The organism is Amycolatopsis sp. NPDC033938, from assembly GCF_055575975.1.
Window position 1 is genome coordinate 1 of record NZ_JBVIRO010000015.1, and the last position, 18860, is coordinate 18860.

Below are 18860 nucleotides of genomic sequence, written 5' to 3' on the forward strand. Positions count from 1 at the left end.
GAGTCGCCTCTCGTCGCGGACGGCCGTCACGAGCCTCAGCAGCACCACCTGTCACACCGGCCGCGCGTGAAGGACTCCTTCCCTCGGCTGAGCCGTGGTATGGGGGCCTTCACGCGCAGCCGGTGTGACTGGTGGTGCAGTTGAGGCTCGTGACCGTCGTCCGGGGGCGGGTGAGGGGCCACTACCGGCCTCGCCCGCCATAGGTACCTAAACACGCCGGGCTAGAACGCTCCTTATCACTCACGACCGCGGCCGGCTTCCGTCAGCCAGTCCGGACCCGCGCCGGGCTACGCCATCTTCGCCTTACCCCTCAAAATAATCGTGTTGCCCCACCCAGCCGGAGAACCGAGACTGCGGACATGACGTTCGAAGATCTGCTCGCCGAAGGGGAGGCCGTCCCGGTCGAAGGCTGGGACTTCTCGTGGTTCGAGGGCCGGGCCACCGAGGAACGGCCCCCCTGGGGTTACTCGCGGCTGCTCGGCGAGCGGATGGCGGCGGCATCGGCCGGGCTCGACCTGCAGACTGGCGGCGGCGAGGTGCTCGCGGGCATCCCGAAACCGCCGCCGGTCCTCGCCGCGACCGAAGGCTGGCCGCCGAACGTCGAGGTCGCCCAGCGGACCCTCGCCCCGCTGGGTGGCGAGGTGGTCGAGGCCGAGTACGACGCGCCTTTGCCGTTTCCCGACGAATCCTTCGACGTGGTGAGCAGCCGCCATCCGATCGAGAACCCGTGGCGCGAGATCGCGCGCGTCCTGAGGCCGGGAGGCACCTTTCTCTCGCAACAGATCGGCGCCGGGACCGTCCGAGAACTGAAGGAGTTCTTCCTCGGCCCACAGGATTATGGCGATTGGACGCCCGACGTGCTGCGTGTCGAGGCGGAGGCCGTCGGGCTGCGGGTGGAGCGGCTGGAACCGGCGAAACTGCGGATGGAGTTCTTCGACCTCGCCGCCGTCGTCCACTTCCTGCGGAAGGTGATCTGGATCGTGCCGGGGTTCACCGTGGCCGGTCATCGCGACAAGCTCGCGGAACTCCATCGGATGATCGAAGCCGACGGGAAGTTCGTCGCGCATTCGCGGCGAGTGCTGGTGGAGGCCGTCAAGCCCGGCCGCACGTTCGGGTGATCATCGGCTCGATGTGGCAAGTCGTTAAGTCGTTGTCACGCCATCGCGCGATCTATACCGGAATGTCTTCGCCAGGCTCCAACCACCCGGTAACGTCGGCTCGCGTGATCATCCGACCGCACTCGATGATTCTCGCGGCTTTCGCTCTGGCCCCGCTCCTTCTCACACCGGGAGTTTCCACTGCCACTACAGAAGTCACTCACGCTGTCACCTTCACGGGTCTCATCAGCAACACGATCCCCGCGCCACACTGCGAACTCAAAACTGGAAACACCTACCTACGCACTTCAGGAGCCAAGAAAGTCGTCGGCTTCAAGCCGAAGATAACCTGCGACGAGATCATGGACACCATCTCCCTGACCGGCCAGGTTTCCGTCGAGAACAAGCAGATCGGATACGACTGCGACGGCACCGGGAACACGGTCTGGTTCGGCAGGGCTTCAGTGAACGCGATTTGGCGCGGTATCCCCCAAGCCGCGGTCGTGGACAGCCCGACGGCAACTCTTCCGTGCGGGGTATGACATCCTCCCGCCATGAAGGTGACCGATGGATACACGGGATCCGGGAATGTCGTCAGCACCGAGGCGCCCAGCTACCTGGTCGAATTCTGGCGCGCCATCGCCGACCGCACCGGGCATGACACGTGGGACGCCGTCGAATACGAACTCACCGAATGCGACGTCCATGACGCACTGCGCTGGGCACGCGAGAACGCACCCTCCGGCGCGACCGTCCACACCGTGCTCTACGCCTGCTATCGGCAACCGGCGGGCTCCGCCGAATCCGACGTCCACATCCTGCTGGCCGGCTCCGATCCGAGCAAGATACCCACGTCGACCACCACGCTCACCTGGCCGACCGCCTGAAGTGCTTCGCGGCGGGTGCTCGTGGAGGCCGTCAAGTCCGACCACACCTTCGGGTGATCGCCGTCGTCCTGTCTTGAGCCGGTCCGCCCGCAGGTGCGATACCTGCGGTCGTGCCCAGCTCCGCACCGCGCCAGCTGGCGCTCACCGCCGCCGCGCAGATCCTCGCCATGGGACTGTGGTTCTCCGCGTCGAGCGTCGTCCCCGCCCTGCGTGCGGAATGGGCGCTCTCCACGCAGGGCACCGTGCTCCTCACCGCTTCGGTGCAGGTCGGTTTCGCGGCGGGGGCGCTGGTCTCGGCCGTCGCCAACCTCGCGGACCGGCTGCGGCCCGAACGGCTACTCGCCGCGAGCGCCGCGACGGGTGCGCTGCTGACACTGATTTTTCCGTTGTGCGGTAAGCAGTTCTGGCTCGCGGTGCTGCTGCGGTTCGGCACCGGGATGGCGCTGGCCGGGGTCTACCCGGTCGGGATGAAGATCGTCGTCTCGTGGTTCCCCGGCAGCCGCGGTCTCGCACTCGGTGTGCTGCTGGCCGCGCTCGCGCTCGGCTCGGCGTCACCTCATCTGCTGGCCGGGAACCTGCCGGACTGGCGGACGGTGCTCGACGTCGCCGCTCTTCTCGCCCTCGGCGCGGCGGTGCTGGCCGCGTTCTTCGTCCGCGTCGGCCCCGCCGTCCGGCGCTCACCGCCCTGGGAACCGGCGTACCTCGTCACGATGGCGCGCGACCGGCGGCAACGGCTGATCGCGCTCGGCTACTTCGGACACATGTGGGAGCTTTACGCGTTCTGGACCTGGATCCCCGCCTACGCCGCGGCCGCGTCTCAAGGCTCGGTGAGCCTGCTCGCGTTCACCGTCATCGGTGTCGGCGGGGCGATCGGCTGTCTGCTCGGCGGCGCGCTCTCGGACCGGTTCGGGAGGATCGACGTCGCGCTCGCGGCACTGGCCGTCAGCGGGGCGTGCTGCCTGGTCTCGGTGTTCGCGTTCGACGCTCATCCAGCGGTGCTGGGCACCTTGCTGTTCGTCTGGGGTGTCGCCGCGATCGCCGACTCCGGCCAGTTCTCCGCCGCGTTGAGCGAAGCCGCGGATCCCCGCTACGTCGGCACCGCGCTCACCGCTCAGACTGCGATCGGGTTCCTGGTCAGCGCGTTGACCATCCAGGGCCTGCCGGTACTCGCCGACGCCGTCGGCTGGCGGGCGGCGGCGCCGATCCTGGCGATCGGGCCGCTGCTGGGCGTGGTCGCCATGGCGCGGCTCAGGTCCCCAGCCGCCGCAGATGCTCGTCCGTCAGCTTGACCTCCGCCGCGGCGAAGTTCTCCTCCAGGTGCGCGACGTTCGCCGTGCCCGGGATCGGCAGGATCACCGGCGACCGCGCGAGCAGCCACGCGAGCCCGACCTGCGCCGTGGTCACCTCGAGTTCCGCAGCGACGGCCGTGAGCTCGGAACCCGCCTCGGCGGCGGCGCCGAGCACCGGACGCCAAGGCAGGAAAGCGATCCCGGCCGCCTCGCACGCGTCCAGCACCGCCTCGTACGAGCGGTCCAGGAGGCTGTAGCGGTTCTGCACGCTCGCGATGTCCACGATCTCCCGTGCCCGCGCGAGTTCGTCCACGGTGACTTCGGACAGCCCGATCCGGCCGATCTTGCCCTCGTCACGCAGGTCCCGCAGCGCGCCGAGCTGATCGGCCAGCGGAGTCTCCGGGTCGAGGCGGTGCAGCTGCAGCAACTCGATCCGTTCGACGCGCAGCCGTCGCAGCCCTTCGTCGACCTGCGCCCGCAGCGACTCCGGCCGTGCGTCGTACTTCCAGTCGTCCCCGGCCCGCACGACGCCGACCTTGGTGGTGATCACCAGCTCGTCCGGGTACGGGTACAGCGCTTCCGCGAGCAGTCCTTCGTTGGCTCCCCAGCCGTACAGGTGCGCGGTGTCGATCAGGGTGATACCGAGTTCCACGGCCCTTCGCGCCAAGGCGATGGACGCCTCACGCGCGGGGCCTGCTTCGGTCGGCAGGCGCATGGCGCCGAAACCCAGCCGGTGCACGGTCAAATCCCCGCCGATGGCGAAATCGTTCATGCGGGAAACCTAGCGCAGCGGATCCCTCGGTGAAGGCAGATGCGAGGTGTCCGGGAACATGTGCAGCGCGCGCAGGGCCGCGCCGAGCTCGGCGATATCCGCCGGATCCGTCAGCGAGCGGCCGAGTTCCTCGGAGATCCGCTTCAGCCGGTGCCGGATCGTGTTGGGGTGACAGAACATCCGCTCCGAGGTCAGTTTCGTGGACCCCTGGCATTCGAACCACGCCCGCAACGTCAGCAGCAGCACGTTCCGGTCATCGCCGGGCAGGTCCAGGATCGGCCGCAGCACGTGATGCGCGAGCTGCACCGACGCCTCCGGTGCGCTGGCGACCAGTCCGGCGAGCGGGGATTCGTTGAACTGCACCATTCCCGTCGTCCCCGGCAGCATGCTGGAGAGCGCGACCCGGGCCAGGTGCAGCGCGCGGGAGGTGTTCCCGAGGCCGGTGAACACCGGACTCACGCCGATCCGGCCGCTTGAGTTCTCCCGCAGCAGCTCGATGATCACCTGTGAAGCCGACGGATCCCGCATCGACACGACGCCGACCTGCAGATCCGGGGTGAGCCGCCACGCGGACGCGTGATGCCGTTCGCGGAGCCGGTTTTCGATTTGGGGCAACGGTTCGTGCCCGACGCGCGGGGTTTCCGCGGCGACGACCACGTAGGTCCCGTCGAGCGAGAGTTCCAGCACGCGCGCGATGTCCCACAGCGTGCCCTCGGTGGCCGCGCCGCCGGCGAAAAGCGCTTCGACCAACGCCGACCGTCTGCTTTGGTGCGCCACCATGACTTCGGCGGTGGTGTCGCGGTAGGTCGTCGTCAACGCCTCGGCGTAGTCGTCGATCAGCGCCCAGATAGCCGAGGTCGCGGCGACGAGCCCGCGAAGGTCCTGCTGCTCTTCCGACGCGGTCAGTTCAACGAACCGGTCCCACACCTCGGTGAGCCCGATCCGGTACGCCCGCAGCAGTTCCGGCAGCGGCGCGCCTTGCAGCGCCCGCGCGCGTCCGGTCGCCCTGGCCTGCGCGAGATCGGGTTCCTCCGTACCGCGCAGGGTCCGCATGACGGACTCGAGGTTGTTCCGCACCGACGTCCGCAGCTCGGCGAGGGAGACGAACTGCGCGTCGCGGTACACCGGCATCTCGGCACGGATCTGTTCGACGGTGTCGGCGATGAGCCCGGGAAGCTGCTTTTCGACCTCGACGGCGAGTTCGGCGACGACGGCGGCCGAGCCTTCGCGGAGCACAGTTCGATAGTGCATGGACGTCCTCCGGGGCAGGGGCTCCTCGTCGAGCCCCTGGGCACGCCATCTAACACGACTTCCCCGGACGTGGCCTGCCGAAGGCGAAAGGCGCCGCCAGTGCGGCGAAAACACGCAGTTTTCGCCGCACCAGCGGATTTTCACATCTTCGCGGCCGCGCTCTTGATGGCCTCGCGGATCCGGAAATAGGTACCGCACCGGCAGACGTTCTGGATCGCGTCGATCTCGGCGTCGGTCGGGTTCTTCGTCTTCTTCAGCAACGCCACCGCGGCCATGATCTGCCCCGGCTGGCAGTAGCCGCACTGCGCGACGTCCTGCTCCAGCCAGGCCTCCTGCACCGGATGCAGGTCGTCGCCATCGGCGAGGCCTTCGATGGTGGTGACGTCGCGGCCGGAGCACTCGGAAACCGGCGTCACGCACGGGTTGAACGCCTCGCCGTCGAGGTGGCTGGTGCAGGCCTTGCAGACGTTGATCCCGCAGCCGTACTTCGGGCCGCGGACGCCGAGCTTGTCACGCAGCGCCCACAGCATGGGCAGATCCGCGGGCGCGTCGACGGTGACGGTCTTCCCGTTCACCGTGAAGGTGTAGTTGGGCATCGGAACTCCTTGGCGGGGAAGGAAAGTCAGCGGGGGAAGGGTTCGAAGTCGACCGGGAAGTTGATCGGGAAGCTGCGCGGTTTGATGCCGGTGGCCCGTGCGTACGCGTTCGCGATCGCGCCCACCGGGGCGGGTACGCCGAGTTCGCCCGCTCCGCCGATCTCACCCGTCTCGGGCATCACGAACACCTTGACGTCCATCGGCGAGTTCTTCTGCCGCGCGTAGTGGAACTGCGAGTAGCTGCCCTCCAGCGGCAAGCCCTTGTCGATGTGCAGCCCGGCGGTCAGCGTCGTGGAGATGCCGTCGGTCAGACCGCCGAGCATCTGCGCCTCGATCCCGCGGGGGTTGATCGGCTTGCCGACGTCGACCGCGATGGTCGCCTTGGTGACGCGCGGTTTCTTCGGGTCGCGGCCGTCGAGTTCGACGAGGCAGGCGGTGTACGACTTGTACTCGCCGTGCACGGCGACGCCCTGCGCGAAACCCTTGGGCATCTTCTTGCCCCACTCACCGAGTTCGGCGACCTTGTCCAGCACGGCGCGCTGCCGTTCGTTCTTGATGAACTCGCGCCGGAACTCCACCGGATCCTTGCCGAGTTTCGCGGCGATCTCGTCGACCATGATCTCTTCCGCGCCGCGCGTGCTCGACGAGTACACCGACCGCCAGGCGCCGGTGTGGAAGTCCACCGGAACCTCGTTGAGCAGCTGCGTGGTGACGCCGAAGTTGTACGGCGACTTCACCGTCAGCAGGAACACCGTCTGCGCGAAGCTCAGGTTCCCGCCGACCGGCAGCTTCGCGGCGAAGGCCGTGAGGACCTCGCCGAGCCCGTGTCCCCAGTCGGTCTCGACGCTGGCGACCCGGTGCTCGAAGGTGAGGACCTGGCCGAGTGCGAAGGTGGCACGGATCTTGTGGTGGCTCGCGGCGCGGGCGCGGCCGTGGCGCATGTCGTCGATCCGGCTCCACATCAGCCGCACCGGTCGTTTGAACGCCTTGGAGGCGCGCGCGGCCTCGATCGCGCCGTCGGAGAAGAGCCTGCGCCCGAACGACCCGCCCGCCTGCTGGACGTGCACGGTGACCTTGTTCTCCGGCAGCCCCAGCTCCTGCGCGATGTTCTGCTTCGCGAGGATCGGGACCTTCATCCCGGACCAGATGGTCGCGCCGTCCTCGCGGACGTCGGCGACCGCGGAGTTGGTCTCCAGCGGCGCGTGGCTGGCGAAGGCGAAGTCGAATTCGCCGTCGACGTACTGGGTCAGCAGTGGCGGCACGACGAACGGCAGGGCCGCGGCCTGCAGCTTCTTCTTGATCGTCGCGTTGTTCTCGCCGTCGACGGTGCCGCCGTTCCAGGTGACGTCGAGCGCGTTCTTGCCGTCGAGCGCCTGACCGAAGGTCTCCGCCATCACCGCGACCCCGGTCTGGATCACGGCGATGTCGATGATGCCGGGCATCGCGCGCACGGCTGCCTCGTTGTTGACCTTCTTGACCGTGCCGTTGATCGTCGGCGGGCGGCGGACCATCACCGGTTTCGCCCCGGGGATGTCCAGGTCGAGGGTGTACTTGAGCTGCCCGGTGACCATCGCGCGGGCATCCTTGCGGGACTGCGGGGTGCCGACCAGCTTGTGCGTGGACTCCGCCTTCGGGGTCGCGGTGAGCTTCCCCAGGTCGGCGCGGGCGGCGGGTTTGGACAGCGCGCCGTAGGTCATCCGGCGGCCGTCCGCGGCGAGCACCGAACCGTCCCTTGTGGACAGACGATCGGCGTTGACGCCCCACTGCCTCGCCGCGGTCGCGACCAGCCGGGCCCTGGCGGCGGCCGCGGCGGTGCGCACCGGCGTGTACAGCGAACGCATCGTGTTGGAGCCGCCGGTCAGCTGGTTGAACAGCAGTTCCGGACGGGCGTCGGAGAGCACGACGTCGACACGGTCGAGCGGCAGGTCCAGCTCTTCGGCGACCAGCATCGCGTTCGCCGTCGTGATGCCCTGGCCTACCTCGGTCCGCGGCAGTTCCAGCCGGACGCGGCCGTCTTCGCGGACTTCGAGCACGAGCAGGTTGGCGGTGGGCGCGTTCGAGAGGATCAGGACGTCGCCGAGGTCGAGGATCTCGGCCGGGCCGGGCGGGGTCGGGATGACGGCTTCGGCCTCTTCGGGCGCGAAGCCGTCGATACCGATCTTCGTGGCGATCGTGAGGGTGGGGGCGGCGACGAGGAAGCTCAGGAACCGGCGACGGCCGAGGCCGCCGGGGTCCTGCCCCTCAGTGGTGGTGGGACTGGCCATCGGGAAGATCCCTTCGAGAGCGCGCGGAGAAGGCGGGGACCCTCGCGCGGCCTGGGGTTGGATGGCGACACGCTAGGCAGCGGCATTCGGCCTAGTCAACGCGGAGTAGTCGTGTCGGCCCATCTGTGTGACGAGGTGACAGCGAAGGCCCCCGAATGTGTGGCGCGCCACAGCGTGGCTCAGATGGAGTCGCGCTCCCGGCCGGCTTCGAGCAGGTCTTCGCGGGCGCGGGCGATCCGCGAGCGCACGGTGCCGACCGGGCAGCCGCAGATCTCGGCGGCTTCGGCGTACGAGAGCCCCAGGACCTGGGTGAGGACGAGGACCTCACGCCGTTCCGGGTCGAGTCCGTCGAGCAGCATCCGCAGCTCCACCAGATCCTCGAACCCCGCGACACCCTCCGCCTGACGCGCGCCCCGGCGTTCGGCGGTGGTTTCCCAGTCGACGTCGGCGAGCTTCGGGCGCGCCGAAGCCGCCCGGATGCGGTCGACGACCACTCGACGGGCGATCGACAGGAGCCAGGTCCGTGATGAGGACCTGCCGGCGAACCGGCGCAGGCTGCCGAACGCGCGCAGGTACGTCTCCTGGGTGAGGTCGTCGGCGGCGCCGACGTCGGCGAGGTGCGCGACGAAGCGCCAGACGTCGGCCTGGGTGGCCCGCACCCAGTCCTCGAGGGCCCGCCGGTCACCGCGGGCGGCGGCGAGTGCGAGCGCGGTCACCCGCTCGTCGTCATGGTTGCGCGGCCCGGCCATACGAGAAACGTAGCAGCGCGCCGGGAACCCGGGCAGGCCCGCGCCCGACAAGTGAGACGTGAAGTGCGAGACCTGCCGCGAGGCCCTGTCGGCCCGGCTCGACGGCGAAACCGAACCCGCCCCGCCCGAGGCGGTCGACCGGCATGTGGCCGGTTGCGCCGCCTGCCGGTCGTGGCTCGCCCGCGCGGAGCGGCTGCACCGGACGATCCTGCTGCGGCCGGCACCGCCGGTCCCGGACCTCACCGCCGTCATCATGGAGCGCACCCCCGCCCCGCCGAGCGATGGCTGGCCTGCCAGGATCGCGCTCGCCCTGGTCGCGATCGCCCAGCTCGGACTCGCCTTCGCCCAGCTGCTGGGCGTCGAGGACCACGCCGCGGGCCACAGCGCGGAATCCCTGGTCGGGCACCTTTCGCACGAGAGCAGCGCGTGGAACCTCGCCGTCGGCGTCGGACTCGGCTGGGCGGCGGTCCGGACGAAAGCGGCGGCCGGACAGCTGCCGGCGCTGACCGGGTTCGTCGCCCTGCTCCTGGCGTTGTCGGCGGGCGACCTCGTCTCGGGACAGGTCACCGCCGGGCGGGTGCTCACCCACGGGCTGGTCGTCCTCGGTCTGTTCCTGCTGTTCGTGGTGAACCGTCAGCATCGCCTGCGCAACCTCCCCAGTCCGGCGACGACGGCCGACAACCCCGGCTCCCTCACCGCGGAAACCGGCCACGAAACCGGCGATGCCCCCGAACGCCCTCGCCAGCACAAGGGATTCCGGCGCCCGGCGAGCCGTCACGTCGCCTGACCGAAACCTGCCCCATTTGGTCTAGACCATTACCGATCATCGGGAGCACGCGGCCGAACGCCGGGTGAATCACCGGTTTTCGCGCGCGGCGTGCGCGATTCGCGACCCGGAGCCGTTTATCGTCGCGGTGAACCACCGAATGTAAACCTTCTTGCCCATTCCGGGCCGGAGCCGGATAACTTTGGTGGAACACTTTGGTTCGACAGGAGGCGAAGCTCGTGGTTGGCGCAGGAAATCCGCCCGTCGGCACCCCCGCCGGGATGCGGAAGATCAATCAGCGCGCCGTGCTGGACCTCCTGCGCCGCAGCGGCCCCGCCACCCGGCCGCAGGTGGCCAAGGACACCGGTCTTTCGAAACCCACGGTGAGCCAAGCGTTACTCGCCCTCGAAGCGGCCGGTCTCGCCAGGGCGACCGGGCACACCTCGACCGGCACCGGCCGCTCCGCTGTGCTGTACGAGGCGGATCCCACCGCCGGATACGTCCTCGGTGTCGACATCGGACGCGAACACCTCCGTGTCGCCGTCTCGGACCTCGGCCACACCGTCGTCGCCCGCCGTGACGAGCGGAACACCTCGCGTTCCGGCACCGCGCTCGTCAGCGCCGTGGGCGCGCTCGCGGCGGCGACAGTGCGCGAAGCCGGGCTCAGTCAGGCGGACATCGTCGTCCGCGTCCTCGGCTCGCCCGGTGTCGCCGATCCGGCCAAACGCTGCTTCCGGCACGCGCCGAACCTGCCGGGATGGGGCAAGGCGGGCCTGCTCGACGAGCTCGAAGGCGTTCTCGGCCCCGACCTCATGGTGGAGAACGACGCGAACCTCACCGCCGTCGGCGAATGGGAACGCGGTGCCGCGCGCGGCGCGTCCGTGTTCGGCTGCATCACCATCGGCACCGGTGTCGGCATGGGCGTGATGGTCAACGGCGAGGTCTTCCGCGGCGCGACGGGCGCGGCGGGCGAAATCGGCTACCTGCCCTACGGCCAGTCGCACGCGGGAGGCGACGGCGAGGACGCGCCCCCGGTCCGCGGTCATCTCGAAGAGGCGACGGCGGCGCAGTCCGTGGTCCGCGGCGCCCGCGAACTCGGCCTCGGCACGGCGAAATCGGCCCGCGAGGTCTTCCGTCTCGCCCGCGACGGCGACGAACTCGCCTTGCGTGCCGTCGAAGCCGAAGCGGACAGGCTCGCCTACACGGTCGCGTCGGTCGCCGCCGTGATCGACCCCGAACTGATCGTGCTCGGCGGCGGTATCGGCACCGCGGCCGATCTGCTGCTCGATCCGATCGACCGCGCGCTGCGTTCGTTCACCCCGCTCGTCCCGGCGGTCGTCCAGGGCGAACTGGGCGACGACGGCGTACTGACCGGCGCGATCAGCGTCGGCCTGCGGGCCGCCGAAGGCCTGGTGTTCGAACGGAAGGTCGGCGCGGCCTAAGCGGCCGGATCCGCCCGCCGCCAGGCCTTGCCGCCGGTACTGACTCGCCACGGCGTCAGCCTCAGCACGGTGATGTCCGGATCCAGTGGATCTTCGCCGCCCATGATCCTCGGGTCGAAGCCCAGCGGCTCCGGTGTTTCCTCGGCCAGCCGCCACAGATGCCGCCGCGTTTCCTCATCGTCGGCGTAACCGGCGCCGCATTCGGCGACGGCGACCTCGTGCGCCGGATCCCAGTACGAACACGAGACGAACGGCGTCCGCGCGAGATGCGCCTTCTTCAGCGGTGTCGGCCGGGTGAACAGGTGCCCGACGAGTTGGCCTTCCCGCTGTTCCCAGATCGGGTGCACCACCCTCGACCTCGGCCGTCCTCGCCGGTCGACCGTCGCCAGCGTGCACCAGACGATCCGATGGGCGACCCGGACGAACTCCTCCAGCAGTTCACGCGGCGGGATGCTAGATTCCACAACCATGGTTGTGGATCCTAATCCCGCCGCCCTCGATCTGTCACTGGTCTCGCTGTTCGCGGGCTGGGCGATGAGCGGCGAGATCCAGCGACGGCTGACCGCCGACGGGATCGGCGGAACGCGGTTCAACGACGGTGTGGTGTTCCAGCACGTACTCGCCGGACCGCTGTCCATCTCGGCGCTGGCCGGGCGGATGGGGGTGACCCAGCAGGCGGCCTCGAAGGTGGTCGCCGATCTGGAACGCCGGGGGCTGCTGCGGCGCGTACCCGATCCCGCCGACGCGCGGACCCGGCTGTTGCACCTGACCGAAACGGCCGAACGCGCCGTCGAAGGGGCACGAAAACACCGGGCGGCGCTGGAAAAGGAACTCACCGCGGAATTCGGCGAGAAGCGGGTCGCGGACGCGAAGGGGTTGCTGGCCCGGATCGTCGATCGTTACGGCGAACCGGAAGCGATCCGCGGCCGCCGGGTCCGTCCGCCGCTTTGAGGCCTTCCCGGACCGGAGCTCGGCCTCGCGACATCAGGGAGCGATGATCAGGCAGGTGCTCGACGCGGTCGCGAGCACCTTGCCCTCCGCGTCCCGGATGTCGCCCTCGGCGAAAGCCACCCGCGAACCGGCCTTCACGATCCAGCCGTGCGCGCGGATCTCCCCCACCGAGCCGGAAATGGCGCGCAGGAAGTTCACCTTCAGCTCCACCGAGGTGTAGCCGACCCCGGCGGGCAGGGTCGAATGCACCGCGCACGCCACCGCCGAATCCAGGAGGGTCGCCGCGACGCCGCCGTGCACCGTGCCGATCGGGTTGTACAGCGACTCGTCCGGCGTCGCGGCGAGTACGACGTCACCCGGGGTCACGCTCACCCAGCGCATCCCGAAATGCGCCGAGATCGGCGGCGGCGGGATGCGTCCCTCGGCGATGCCGGTCAGGTAGTCCAGCCCGGACAGTTCACGGCCGAGCCGCGCGGTGGGTAACGGATCCTGCCAGGTCACGGTCTTCTGCCTGGTCTGGCCGGTGACGTCGACGGTCATGAATGCCTCCTGAGACGATCGTCCCAGCGTTTCCTAAGACGATCGTCCTAGTCAAGGACTATGCTCGGAGACGTGTCCGATGCCACCACCCGCGAGCGGATGATTTCGACCGCGATGACGCTCTTCCGTCGCGAGGGCTACCAGGCGACCTCGTGGCGGCGGCTGGTCGAACAGGCCGGTACGCCGTGGGGTTCGGCGTACCACCACTTCCCCGGCGGCAAGGAACAACTCGCGGTCGCGGCGATCGAGCTCGGCACCGCCGTCGTGGCGAAGACGGTCCGCCGTGCTTTCGAGCGCAACGAGACCATCGAGGACGCCGTGAGCTGGTGGTACCGCAAGGCAGGCGAGGCACTGGCCGCCGACGACTACCGCGGCGGGTGCCCGCTCGCCACGATCACGCTGGAGATGGCACACGCCTCCCCCGCGATCACCAAGGCGTGTGAGGACGCGTTCGCCGCCTGGCACGCGCTGCTGGTCGGCTTGCTCGGCGCCCACGGTGCCGACGGCGACCGGGCCGAAGACCTCGCGACGGCCATCGTGACCAACCTCGAAGGCGCCTTGCTGGTCAGCCGGGTCCGCCGCTCGCCCGATCCGCTGGACCGGGCCGCGCGGCACGTCGCACTCATGGTCCGCGCCGGCTGAGAGCGTCAAGCGGGCACCGGCGAGCGCGGGTAGCGTTCGGAGACATGATCGGTCTGCCCGACACCATCACGGCCTGTCTCTTCGACCTCGACGGCGTGCTGACCGGAACCGCGGCCCAGCACCGCGAAGCGTGGAAACGCACGTTCGACGCGTTCCTGCGCGCCCGCGACGGTGACGCGTTCTCCCCCTTCACCGACGCCGACTACGCGGCCTACGTCGACGGAAGGCCGAGGGCCGACGGCGTCCGCACCTTCCTCGCCTCGCGGGCAATCGAACTGCCCGAGGGAAATCCCGACGACGACATCGACGCCGCGACCGTCAACGGCGTGGGGAACCGCAAGAACGAGCTGGTACTGAAGATCATCGACGAAGAAGGCGTCACACCGTATCCGGGTTCCGTGCGGTATCTGGAGGCGGCGAAGGCGGCCGGATTGCGCATCGGCGTGGTCACCTCGTCGGCCAACGGCGCGAAGGTGCTCGACGCCGCCGACCTGACCAGGTTCGTCGAAGCGCGGATCGACGGGATCGTGATCACCGAAAAGGGCCTTCGCGGCAAGCCCGCCCCCGATTCCTTCCTCGCCGGTGCCGAGGCTTTCGGTGTCCCTCCGGAACACGCGGCCGTGTTCGAGGACGCGCTCGCTGGGGTACAAGCCGGTAAGGAAGGCCGATTCGGTTACGTGGTCGGGGTGAATCGCGCGCATCAGGCGGGCGAACTGCTCGCCCACGGTGCCGACGTCGTGGTGGACGACCTCGCCGAACTGCTGGAGGACGAGAAGTGACCGATCCGCTTTTCCGCGGCTACGAGGTGGCGCCCTGGGAGCTGCGCTGGCGCGGCATGGACGTCGACGCCTTGCAGCGCACCGAATCGGCGTTCGCGGTGTCCAACGGGCATATCGGTCTGCGAGGGACACTGGAGGAAGCCGAGCCCCGCGGTCTGCCGGGCACCTATCTCAACGGTTTCTACGAGCAGCACGATCTCCCCTACGCGGAAACCGGTTACGGCTACCCGGAAGAAGGACAGACCGTCGTCAACGTGACCGACGGCAAGATCATCCGGTTGCTGGTCGAGGACGAACCGCTCGACATGCGGTACGGCCAGGCGACCGACCACGACCGCGTGCTCGACTTCCGCAAGGGCACGCTCGCGCGCCACACGGTGTGGTCCTCGCCGACCGGGCGCCGGGTGCGGGTGAAGACCGAGCGCCTGGTCTCCTTCACCCAGCGCGCCGTCGCCGCGATCCGGTACGAGGTCGAACCGCTCGACGACGAGCTCCAGCTGGTGGTGCAGTCGGATCTGCTGGCCAACGAGCCGATCGAGTCCGACACCCGTGATCCGCGGGTCGCCGCGGCACTGGAGTCCCCGCTGGTCGCGGAGTTCCACCACGCCGAGGCGTATCACGCGGTGCTGGTGCACCAGACCCGCCAGTCCGGGCTGCGGATGGCCGCGGCGATGGACCACAAGATCGACGTCACCGACGGCGTGCGGACCCACATCCAGGCCGAAGAGGACCTCGCGCGGCTCACCGTCGCCGTCGACGTGCCGAAGGGCGGACGGCTGCGGATCACCAAGTTCCTGGCCTACGGCTGGTCCGCGCAGCGTTCGCTGCCCGCCGTGCGCGCACAGGTCGAGGCCGCGCTGGCGGGTGCGCGGCAGACCGGCTGGAAGGGCTTGCTCGCCGAGCAGAAGGAGTTCCTCGACGACTTCTGGGAGACCTCGGACATCGAGATCGAGGGCGACCCGGAACTGCAGCAGGCGGTACGGTTCGCGCTCTTCCATCTCTTGCAGGCCGGTGCCCGGGGCGAGACGAGGGCCTTGGCCGGCAAGGGGTTGACCGGACCCGGTTACGACGGCCACGCGTTCTGGGACACCGAAACCTTCGTCCTGCCCGTCCTCACCTACAGCATTCCGGACGCCGCCCGCGACGCGCTGCGCTGGCGTCACTCCACTTTGGACAAAGCAAGGGAAAGGGCGGCACAGCTGGGCTTGCGCGGCGCGGCGTTCCCCTGGCGGTCCATCAACGGCGCGGAATGTTCGGCCTACTGGCCGGCGGGTACGGCGGCGTTCCACGTCAGCGCGGACATCTCCGACGCCGTCGTCCGCTACCTCAACGCCACCGGTGACGACGAGTTCATGCGGACCGAGGGTGCGGAACTGCTCCTCGAAACCGCGCGGATGTGGTTGTCACTGGGGCATTTCGACCGCCAGGGCCGGTTCCGCATCGACGGCGTCACCGGACCGGACGAGTACTCCGCGGTGGCGGACAACAACGTCTACACGAACCTGATGGCGCGGCGGAACCTGTTCTACGCCGCCGAAATCTGCGGACAGCACGAGGACGTGGCCGAAGCGTTCGGGGTCGAGGCGGACGAGGTCGCGTTGTGGCGCAAGGCGGCCGAGGCGATGCTGATCCCCTACGACGAGGACCTCGGCGTCCACCCGCAATCGGAAGGCTTCCTCGAGCACGACGAGTGGGACTTCGAGGCCACCGACGCGGATTTCTACCCGCTGCTGCTGAACTTCCCGTACTTCGACCTCTACCGCAAGCAGGTGGTCAAACAGGCGGATCTGGTGCTCGCGCTGCACCTCTGCGGGGATTCCTTCACCCCGGAGGAGAAAGCGCGCGACTTCGCCTACTACGAGGCGCGGACGGTGCGGGATTCCTCGCTGTCGGCGGGGACGCAGGCCGTGGTGGCGGCCGAGGTCGGGCATCTCGAACTGGCCTACGACTACCTCGCCGAGGCCGCGCTCACCGATCTGCACGACGTGCACAACAACGTCCGCAACGGCCTGCACATGGCGTCGCTGGCTGGCGCGTGGCAAGGCACCGTCGCCGGGTTCGGCGGGCTGCGCGACCACGGCGGGCGGCTGACCTTCGCGCCGCGGTTACCGCCGCAGCTACAGCGGATCGCGTTCCGGCTGACCTTCCGTGGCACCCGGTTCCAGGTCGAGATCGACGGCGAAACCGCGACGTATCACGTGATCACCGGGGAGCCGCTGGAACTGGTGCATCACGGCGAGACGTTCACCGTCACCGCGGAACCGGTGCGGCTGCCGATCCCGGCGATCGACCCCGGCCCGGCCCCGGTGCAGCCCGCGGGCCGCGCCCCGGTGCGGCGGCAGCCGAAGCACGGGTGATCGCTCAGTCCGGGGGTTCGATCGGAACCTCTCCGCTGCCCGGAACACCGTCGACGTCGTCGGTCCCGTGCGGCCCGATGTCGCGGTTGGGCGCGCTCGGCACGTCGGTCTTCGGCTGGACCTTGCGAAGGTCGTCGAGGTCTTCTTCTTCGTCTTGCCCGAAGCTCTTCTTGGTTTCCCTCATGTGTCCGGGGTACCCGCTCGCGACCGGATACGCCAGTTTTCAGGCGGCTTTCGCCGGTTTGCCGTCGAGACCGACCAGGCCGTCGAGCATGGTGAGCAGCAGGCCGTCCCTGGTCGACCACGGGCAGATGGCGACCTGGCCACCGGCGAGCGTCAGCAACGCCTCCGCGACGATCGCGCCCGCCAGCGCCTGGTGGGAGCGCTGCCGCGAAATGCCCGGCAGTTCGGCGCGGCGTTTCGCCGGCAGTTTCGCGAGCCTCGGGATCCACGCGCGGAGGTCGTCGAGGTGCAGTTCCCGTGACCGGGACGGCCGGTCGCCCGCGAGCCTGGCGAGTTGCCGCAGCACCTTGGAGCAGCCGACGGCGCGGTGATCGCGGATCTCCGGCAGTACGTCCCGCATCGCGTCGCGGACCTCGTCGAGGACGTGGTCGCGCATGGCGCGGACGACCTTGGGCGACGGGCATTCGGTCGACATCCAGTCGCGCGTCAGCGAGCGGGCGCCGAGCGGCAGCGAACGCGCGAACCCGGCCTCCTCCGCGTTGCCCGCGGCGAGTTCGACGGTCCCGCCGCCGATGTCGAGCACCAGCAGCCCGCCGGCGGAAGCGCCGTACCACCGGCGCGCGCCGACGTAGGCCAGTTCCGCCTCGCGGCGACCGGTGAGGAACTGCAGTTTGACGCCGGTGGCCTTGGCGACGTCGGCGACGACCTGCTTCACGTTGGTGGCGTCACGGATCGACGACGTCGCGAGCGGATACACGTTTTCGACGCCGTGCTTGGCCGCCATGGTCATGCCTGCCTCGACGGCGGACGAAACCGCGTCGATGCCCCGCCGGGTCAGCTTGCCGTCGTCGTCCAATTCCCGGTCGAGCCGAAGGCGCGTCTGATGGCTCAGCACCGGATCGAGCGGCGTTCCGCCCCTGGCCAGCACGACCAGCCGAGCGCTGAACGACCCGACGTCCAGGACGGCGGCGGCCGGTTCCCCGATCTTTCTGCGCACGCGAGGACACCTCACCTTCGTCGCGAACGTATTCCCCCGAGCTTTCGCTTTCACTCCTGATAATGGCCGATTTTCCTGCCGTTCAGGCGCGCTTTACGTTCTCTTCTCACCGCGACGCCGCTTTTTGACCACGGCGGGGATACGTCGGCGCAGGTCGAGGATACCGTATCGATACAGGTGAGAGCTTCGACTCCTTCAGTGCGTCGGAAAACTTCGAACTAACTAGCCGACGAGTTCGCGCAACTTCGACACCTGGGCGACGCGGGCTTCGCGGCCGGGGAGCAGCGGGTTGACCACCAGCGTGGTCGCGCCGGCCTCCCGGAACGCGGCGAGCCGCTCCTTGACGTAACCCTCGGGACCGATCAGCGAGATCGCCCTGATCAGCTCCTTCGGCACCGCCGCGGCGGCCTCGTCCTTCTTGCCGTCCAGGTACAGGTCCTGGATGAGCTTCGCCTCGGCCTCGTAGCCGTAGCGCTGCGCGAGACTGTTGTAGAAGTTCTTGCCGCGCGCGCCCATCCCGCCGATGTAGAGCGCCAGCATGCCGCGCAGGTGGTCCAGCAGCCCGTCGACGTCGTCACCGATCGCCAGCGCCGTCCCGACGAAGGTGTCCAGCTCGCCCAGCGACGGGTCGCGTTTCGCCTTGCCCTCGGCCAGCGACGCGCCCCAGACCTCGGCGGCCTTCTCGGGGTGGAAGAAGATCGGCTCCCAGCCCTCGGCGAGTTCGGCCGTGAGCGCGACGTTCTTCGGACCGATCGAGGCCAGCAGGATCGGGATCCGCTCCCGCACCGGGTGGTTGATCAGCTTCAGCGGTTTGCCGAGCCCCGTGCCCTGCTCGGGTGGCAGCGGGATCGTGTAGTGCGTGCCGGAGTGCACCACCTTCTCCCGCCGCCACACCTGACGGCAGATGTCGATGATCTCGCGGGTGCGACCGAGCGGCGCGTCGTACTTCACGCCGTGGAAACCCTCGATGACCTGCGGACCCGACGCGCCGATGCCGAGGGTGAACCGGCCGTCGGAGACGAAGTCGAGTCCGGCGGCGGTCATCGCGGTCAACGTCGGCGTCCGCGTGTAGATCTGGAAGATGCCGGAGGCGATCTGGACCCGTGACGTCTTCGCCGCGACGTAGCCGAGCTGGCTGACCGCGTCGAAGGAATAGGCCTCGGGGACGAAGACGATGTCCAGTCCGGCCTTCTCCAGCTCGACGATGTCCGCCACGCTCTCGGCGAAGCCGCCGGCGTAGTTGATCGCGGTCCCGATCCTCATCCGAACTCCTCACAAGTTACTGAGCGTTCGCTTAG

20 protein-coding genes are annotated in these 18860 nt (G+C 69.1%); 10 read left to right on the forward strand and 10 right to left on the reverse strand.

Features of this window, described 5'->3' with window-relative positions; all coding sequences use genetic code 11:
- Positions 1–359 precede the first annotated feature (359 nt).
- The 4 genes from ACZ5ZX_RS30175 to ACZ5ZX_RS30190 all read left to right on the forward strand — a co-directional run bounded on the left by ACZ5ZX_RS30175 (position 360) and on the right by ACZ5ZX_RS30190 (position 3273).
- Positions 360–1118 (forward strand): class I SAM-dependent methyltransferase, encoded by a 759-nt coding sequence (locus ACZ5ZX_RS30175; protein WP_465505373.1) that lies wholly within the window; start codon positions 360–362, stop codon positions 1116–1118.
- A 104-nt stretch (positions 1119–1222) separates the two neighbouring features.
- On the forward strand, positions 1223–1639 hold the full coding sequence (locus ACZ5ZX_RS30180; RefSeq protein WP_465505374.1) for a hypothetical protein: 417 nt from the start codon (positions 1223–1225) through the stop codon (positions 1637–1639).
- A 12-nt stretch (positions 1640–1651) separates the two neighbouring features.
- Entirely contained in the window at positions 1652–1984 is a 333-nt protein-coding gene (locus tag ACZ5ZX_RS30185) for a hypothetical protein (RefSeq protein ID WP_465505375.1), read from the forward strand.
- Positions 1985–2094: 110 nt separating this feature from the next.
- Complete coding sequence (locus ACZ5ZX_RS30190) at positions 2095–3273, forward strand: MFS transporter (RefSeq protein WP_465505376.1); 1179 nt, start codon at positions 2095–2097, stop codon at positions 3271–3273.
- Here ACZ5ZX_RS30190 and ACZ5ZX_RS30195 read toward each other — a convergent pair.
- From ACZ5ZX_RS30195 to sigC, 5 genes are all read right to left on the reverse strand, one after another.
- Complete coding sequence (locus ACZ5ZX_RS30195) at positions 3233–4045, reverse strand: aldo/keto reductase (protein ID WP_465505377.1); 813 nt, start codon at positions 4043–4045, stop codon at positions 3233–3235. The two genes, ACZ5ZX_RS30190 and ACZ5ZX_RS30195, sit on opposite strands and share 41 nt — an antisense overlap.
- A gap of 9 nt (positions 4046–4054) precedes the next feature.
- The gene (locus tag ACZ5ZX_RS30200; protein WP_465505378.1) at positions 4055–5296 is read right to left on the reverse strand and encodes a PucR family transcriptional regulator; all 1242 of its coding nucleotides are present in this window, start codon (positions 5294–5296) and stop codon (positions 4055–4057) included.
- 140 nt (positions 5297–5436) lie between these two features.
- Entirely contained in the window at positions 5437–5892 is a 456-nt protein-coding gene (locus ACZ5ZX_RS30205; protein WP_465505379.1) for a (2Fe-2S)-binding protein, read from the reverse strand.
- Positions 5893–5918: 26 nt separating this feature from the next.
- Positions 5919–8156 (reverse strand): xanthine dehydrogenase family protein molybdopterin-binding subunit, encoded by a 2238-nt coding sequence (locus tag ACZ5ZX_RS30210; RefSeq protein ID WP_465505380.1) that lies wholly within the window; start codon positions 8154–8156, stop codon positions 5919–5921.
- 179 nt (positions 8157–8335) lie between these two features.
- The gene (sigC, locus tag ACZ5ZX_RS30215; protein ID WP_465505381.1) at positions 8336–8905 is read right to left on the reverse strand and encodes an RNA polymerase sigma factor SigC; all 570 of its coding nucleotides are present in this window, start codon (positions 8903–8905) and stop codon (positions 8336–8338) included.
- Positions 8906–8963: 58 nt separating this feature from the next.
- Here sigC and ACZ5ZX_RS30220 point away from each other — a divergent pair, with 58 nt between their 5' ends.
- The gene (locus ACZ5ZX_RS30220) at positions 8964–9692 is read left to right on the forward strand and encodes a zf-HC2 domain-containing protein (RefSeq protein WP_465505382.1); all 729 of its coding nucleotides are present in this window, start codon (positions 8964–8966) and stop codon (positions 9690–9692) included.
- Between the two features lie 260 nt (positions 9693–9952).
- The gene (locus ACZ5ZX_RS30225; protein ID WP_465505550.1) at positions 9953–11113 is read left to right on the forward strand and encodes an ROK family transcriptional regulator; all 1161 of its coding nucleotides are present in this window, start codon (positions 9953–9955) and stop codon (positions 11111–11113) included.
- On the opposite strand, the gene ACZ5ZX_RS30230 is transcribed toward ACZ5ZX_RS30225, so the two are convergent.
- On the reverse strand, positions 11110–11583 hold the full coding sequence (locus ACZ5ZX_RS30230) for a pyridoxamine 5'-phosphate oxidase family protein (RefSeq protein ID WP_465505383.1): 474 nt from the start codon (positions 11581–11583) through the stop codon (positions 11110–11112). The two genes, ACZ5ZX_RS30225 and ACZ5ZX_RS30230, sit on opposite strands and share 4 nt — an antisense overlap.
- On the opposite strand from ACZ5ZX_RS30230, the gene ACZ5ZX_RS30235 reads away from it, so the two are divergent.
- Positions 11582–12064, forward strand: a complete 483-nt coding sequence (locus ACZ5ZX_RS30235) for a MarR family winged helix-turn-helix transcriptional regulator (protein WP_465505384.1) — start codon at positions 11582–11584, stop codon at positions 12062–12064. The two genes, ACZ5ZX_RS30230 and ACZ5ZX_RS30235, sit on opposite strands and share 2 nt — an antisense overlap.
- 33 nt (positions 12065–12097) lie before the next feature.
- On the opposite strand, the gene ACZ5ZX_RS30240 is transcribed toward ACZ5ZX_RS30235, so the two are convergent.
- Positions 12098–12604: a PaaI family thioesterase gene (locus ACZ5ZX_RS30240; RefSeq protein ID WP_465505385.1), complete on the reverse strand. Its 507-nt coding sequence runs from the start codon at positions 12602–12604 to the stop codon at positions 12098–12100.
- A 72-nt stretch (positions 12605–12676) separates the two neighbouring features.
- Between ACZ5ZX_RS30240 and ACZ5ZX_RS30245 the strand changes: the two genes are divergently transcribed.
- From ACZ5ZX_RS30245 to ACZ5ZX_RS30255, 3 genes are read left to right on the forward strand one after another with little or no spacing between them, the layout of a single operon-like run.
- Entirely contained in the window at positions 12677–13246 is a 570-nt protein-coding gene (locus ACZ5ZX_RS30245) for a TetR/AcrR family transcriptional regulator (RefSeq protein WP_465505386.1), read from the forward strand.
- Positions 13247–13290: 44 nt separating this feature from the next.
- On the forward strand, positions 13291–14025 hold the full coding sequence (locus ACZ5ZX_RS30250) for an HAD family hydrolase (RefSeq protein WP_465505387.1): 735 nt from the start codon (positions 13291–13293) through the stop codon (positions 14023–14025).
- A 56-nt stretch (positions 14026–14081) separates the two neighbouring features.
- Positions 14082–16382 (forward strand): glycoside hydrolase family 65 protein, encoded by a 2301-nt coding sequence (locus tag ACZ5ZX_RS30255; protein ID WP_465505551.1) that lies wholly within the window; start codon positions 14082–14084, stop codon positions 16380–16382.
- A 4-nt stretch (positions 16383–16386) separates the two neighbouring features.
- Here the strand turns inward: ACZ5ZX_RS30255 and ACZ5ZX_RS30260 are convergent, their stop codons facing one another.
- The 3 genes from ACZ5ZX_RS30260 to ACZ5ZX_RS30270 all read right to left on the reverse strand — a co-directional run bounded on the left by ACZ5ZX_RS30260 (position 16387) and on the right by ACZ5ZX_RS30270 (position 18825).
- Positions 16387–16566 carry a hypothetical protein gene (locus tag ACZ5ZX_RS30260; RefSeq protein ID WP_465505388.1) on the reverse strand — a complete coding sequence of 60 codons (180 nt, stop codon included), beginning with the start codon at positions 16564–16566 and terminating at the stop codon, positions 16387–16389.
- Positions 16567–16605: 39 nt separating this feature from the next.
- On the reverse strand, positions 16606–17562 hold the full coding sequence (locus ACZ5ZX_RS30265; protein ID WP_465505389.1) for a Ppx/GppA phosphatase family protein: 957 nt from the start codon (positions 17560–17562) through the stop codon (positions 16606–16608).
- Between the two features lie 222 nt (positions 17563–17784).
- Complete coding sequence (locus ACZ5ZX_RS30270) at positions 17785–18825, reverse strand: LLM class F420-dependent oxidoreductase (protein WP_465505390.1); 1041 nt, start codon at positions 18823–18825, stop codon at positions 17785–17787.
- Positions 18826–18860 lie beyond the last annotated feature (35 nt).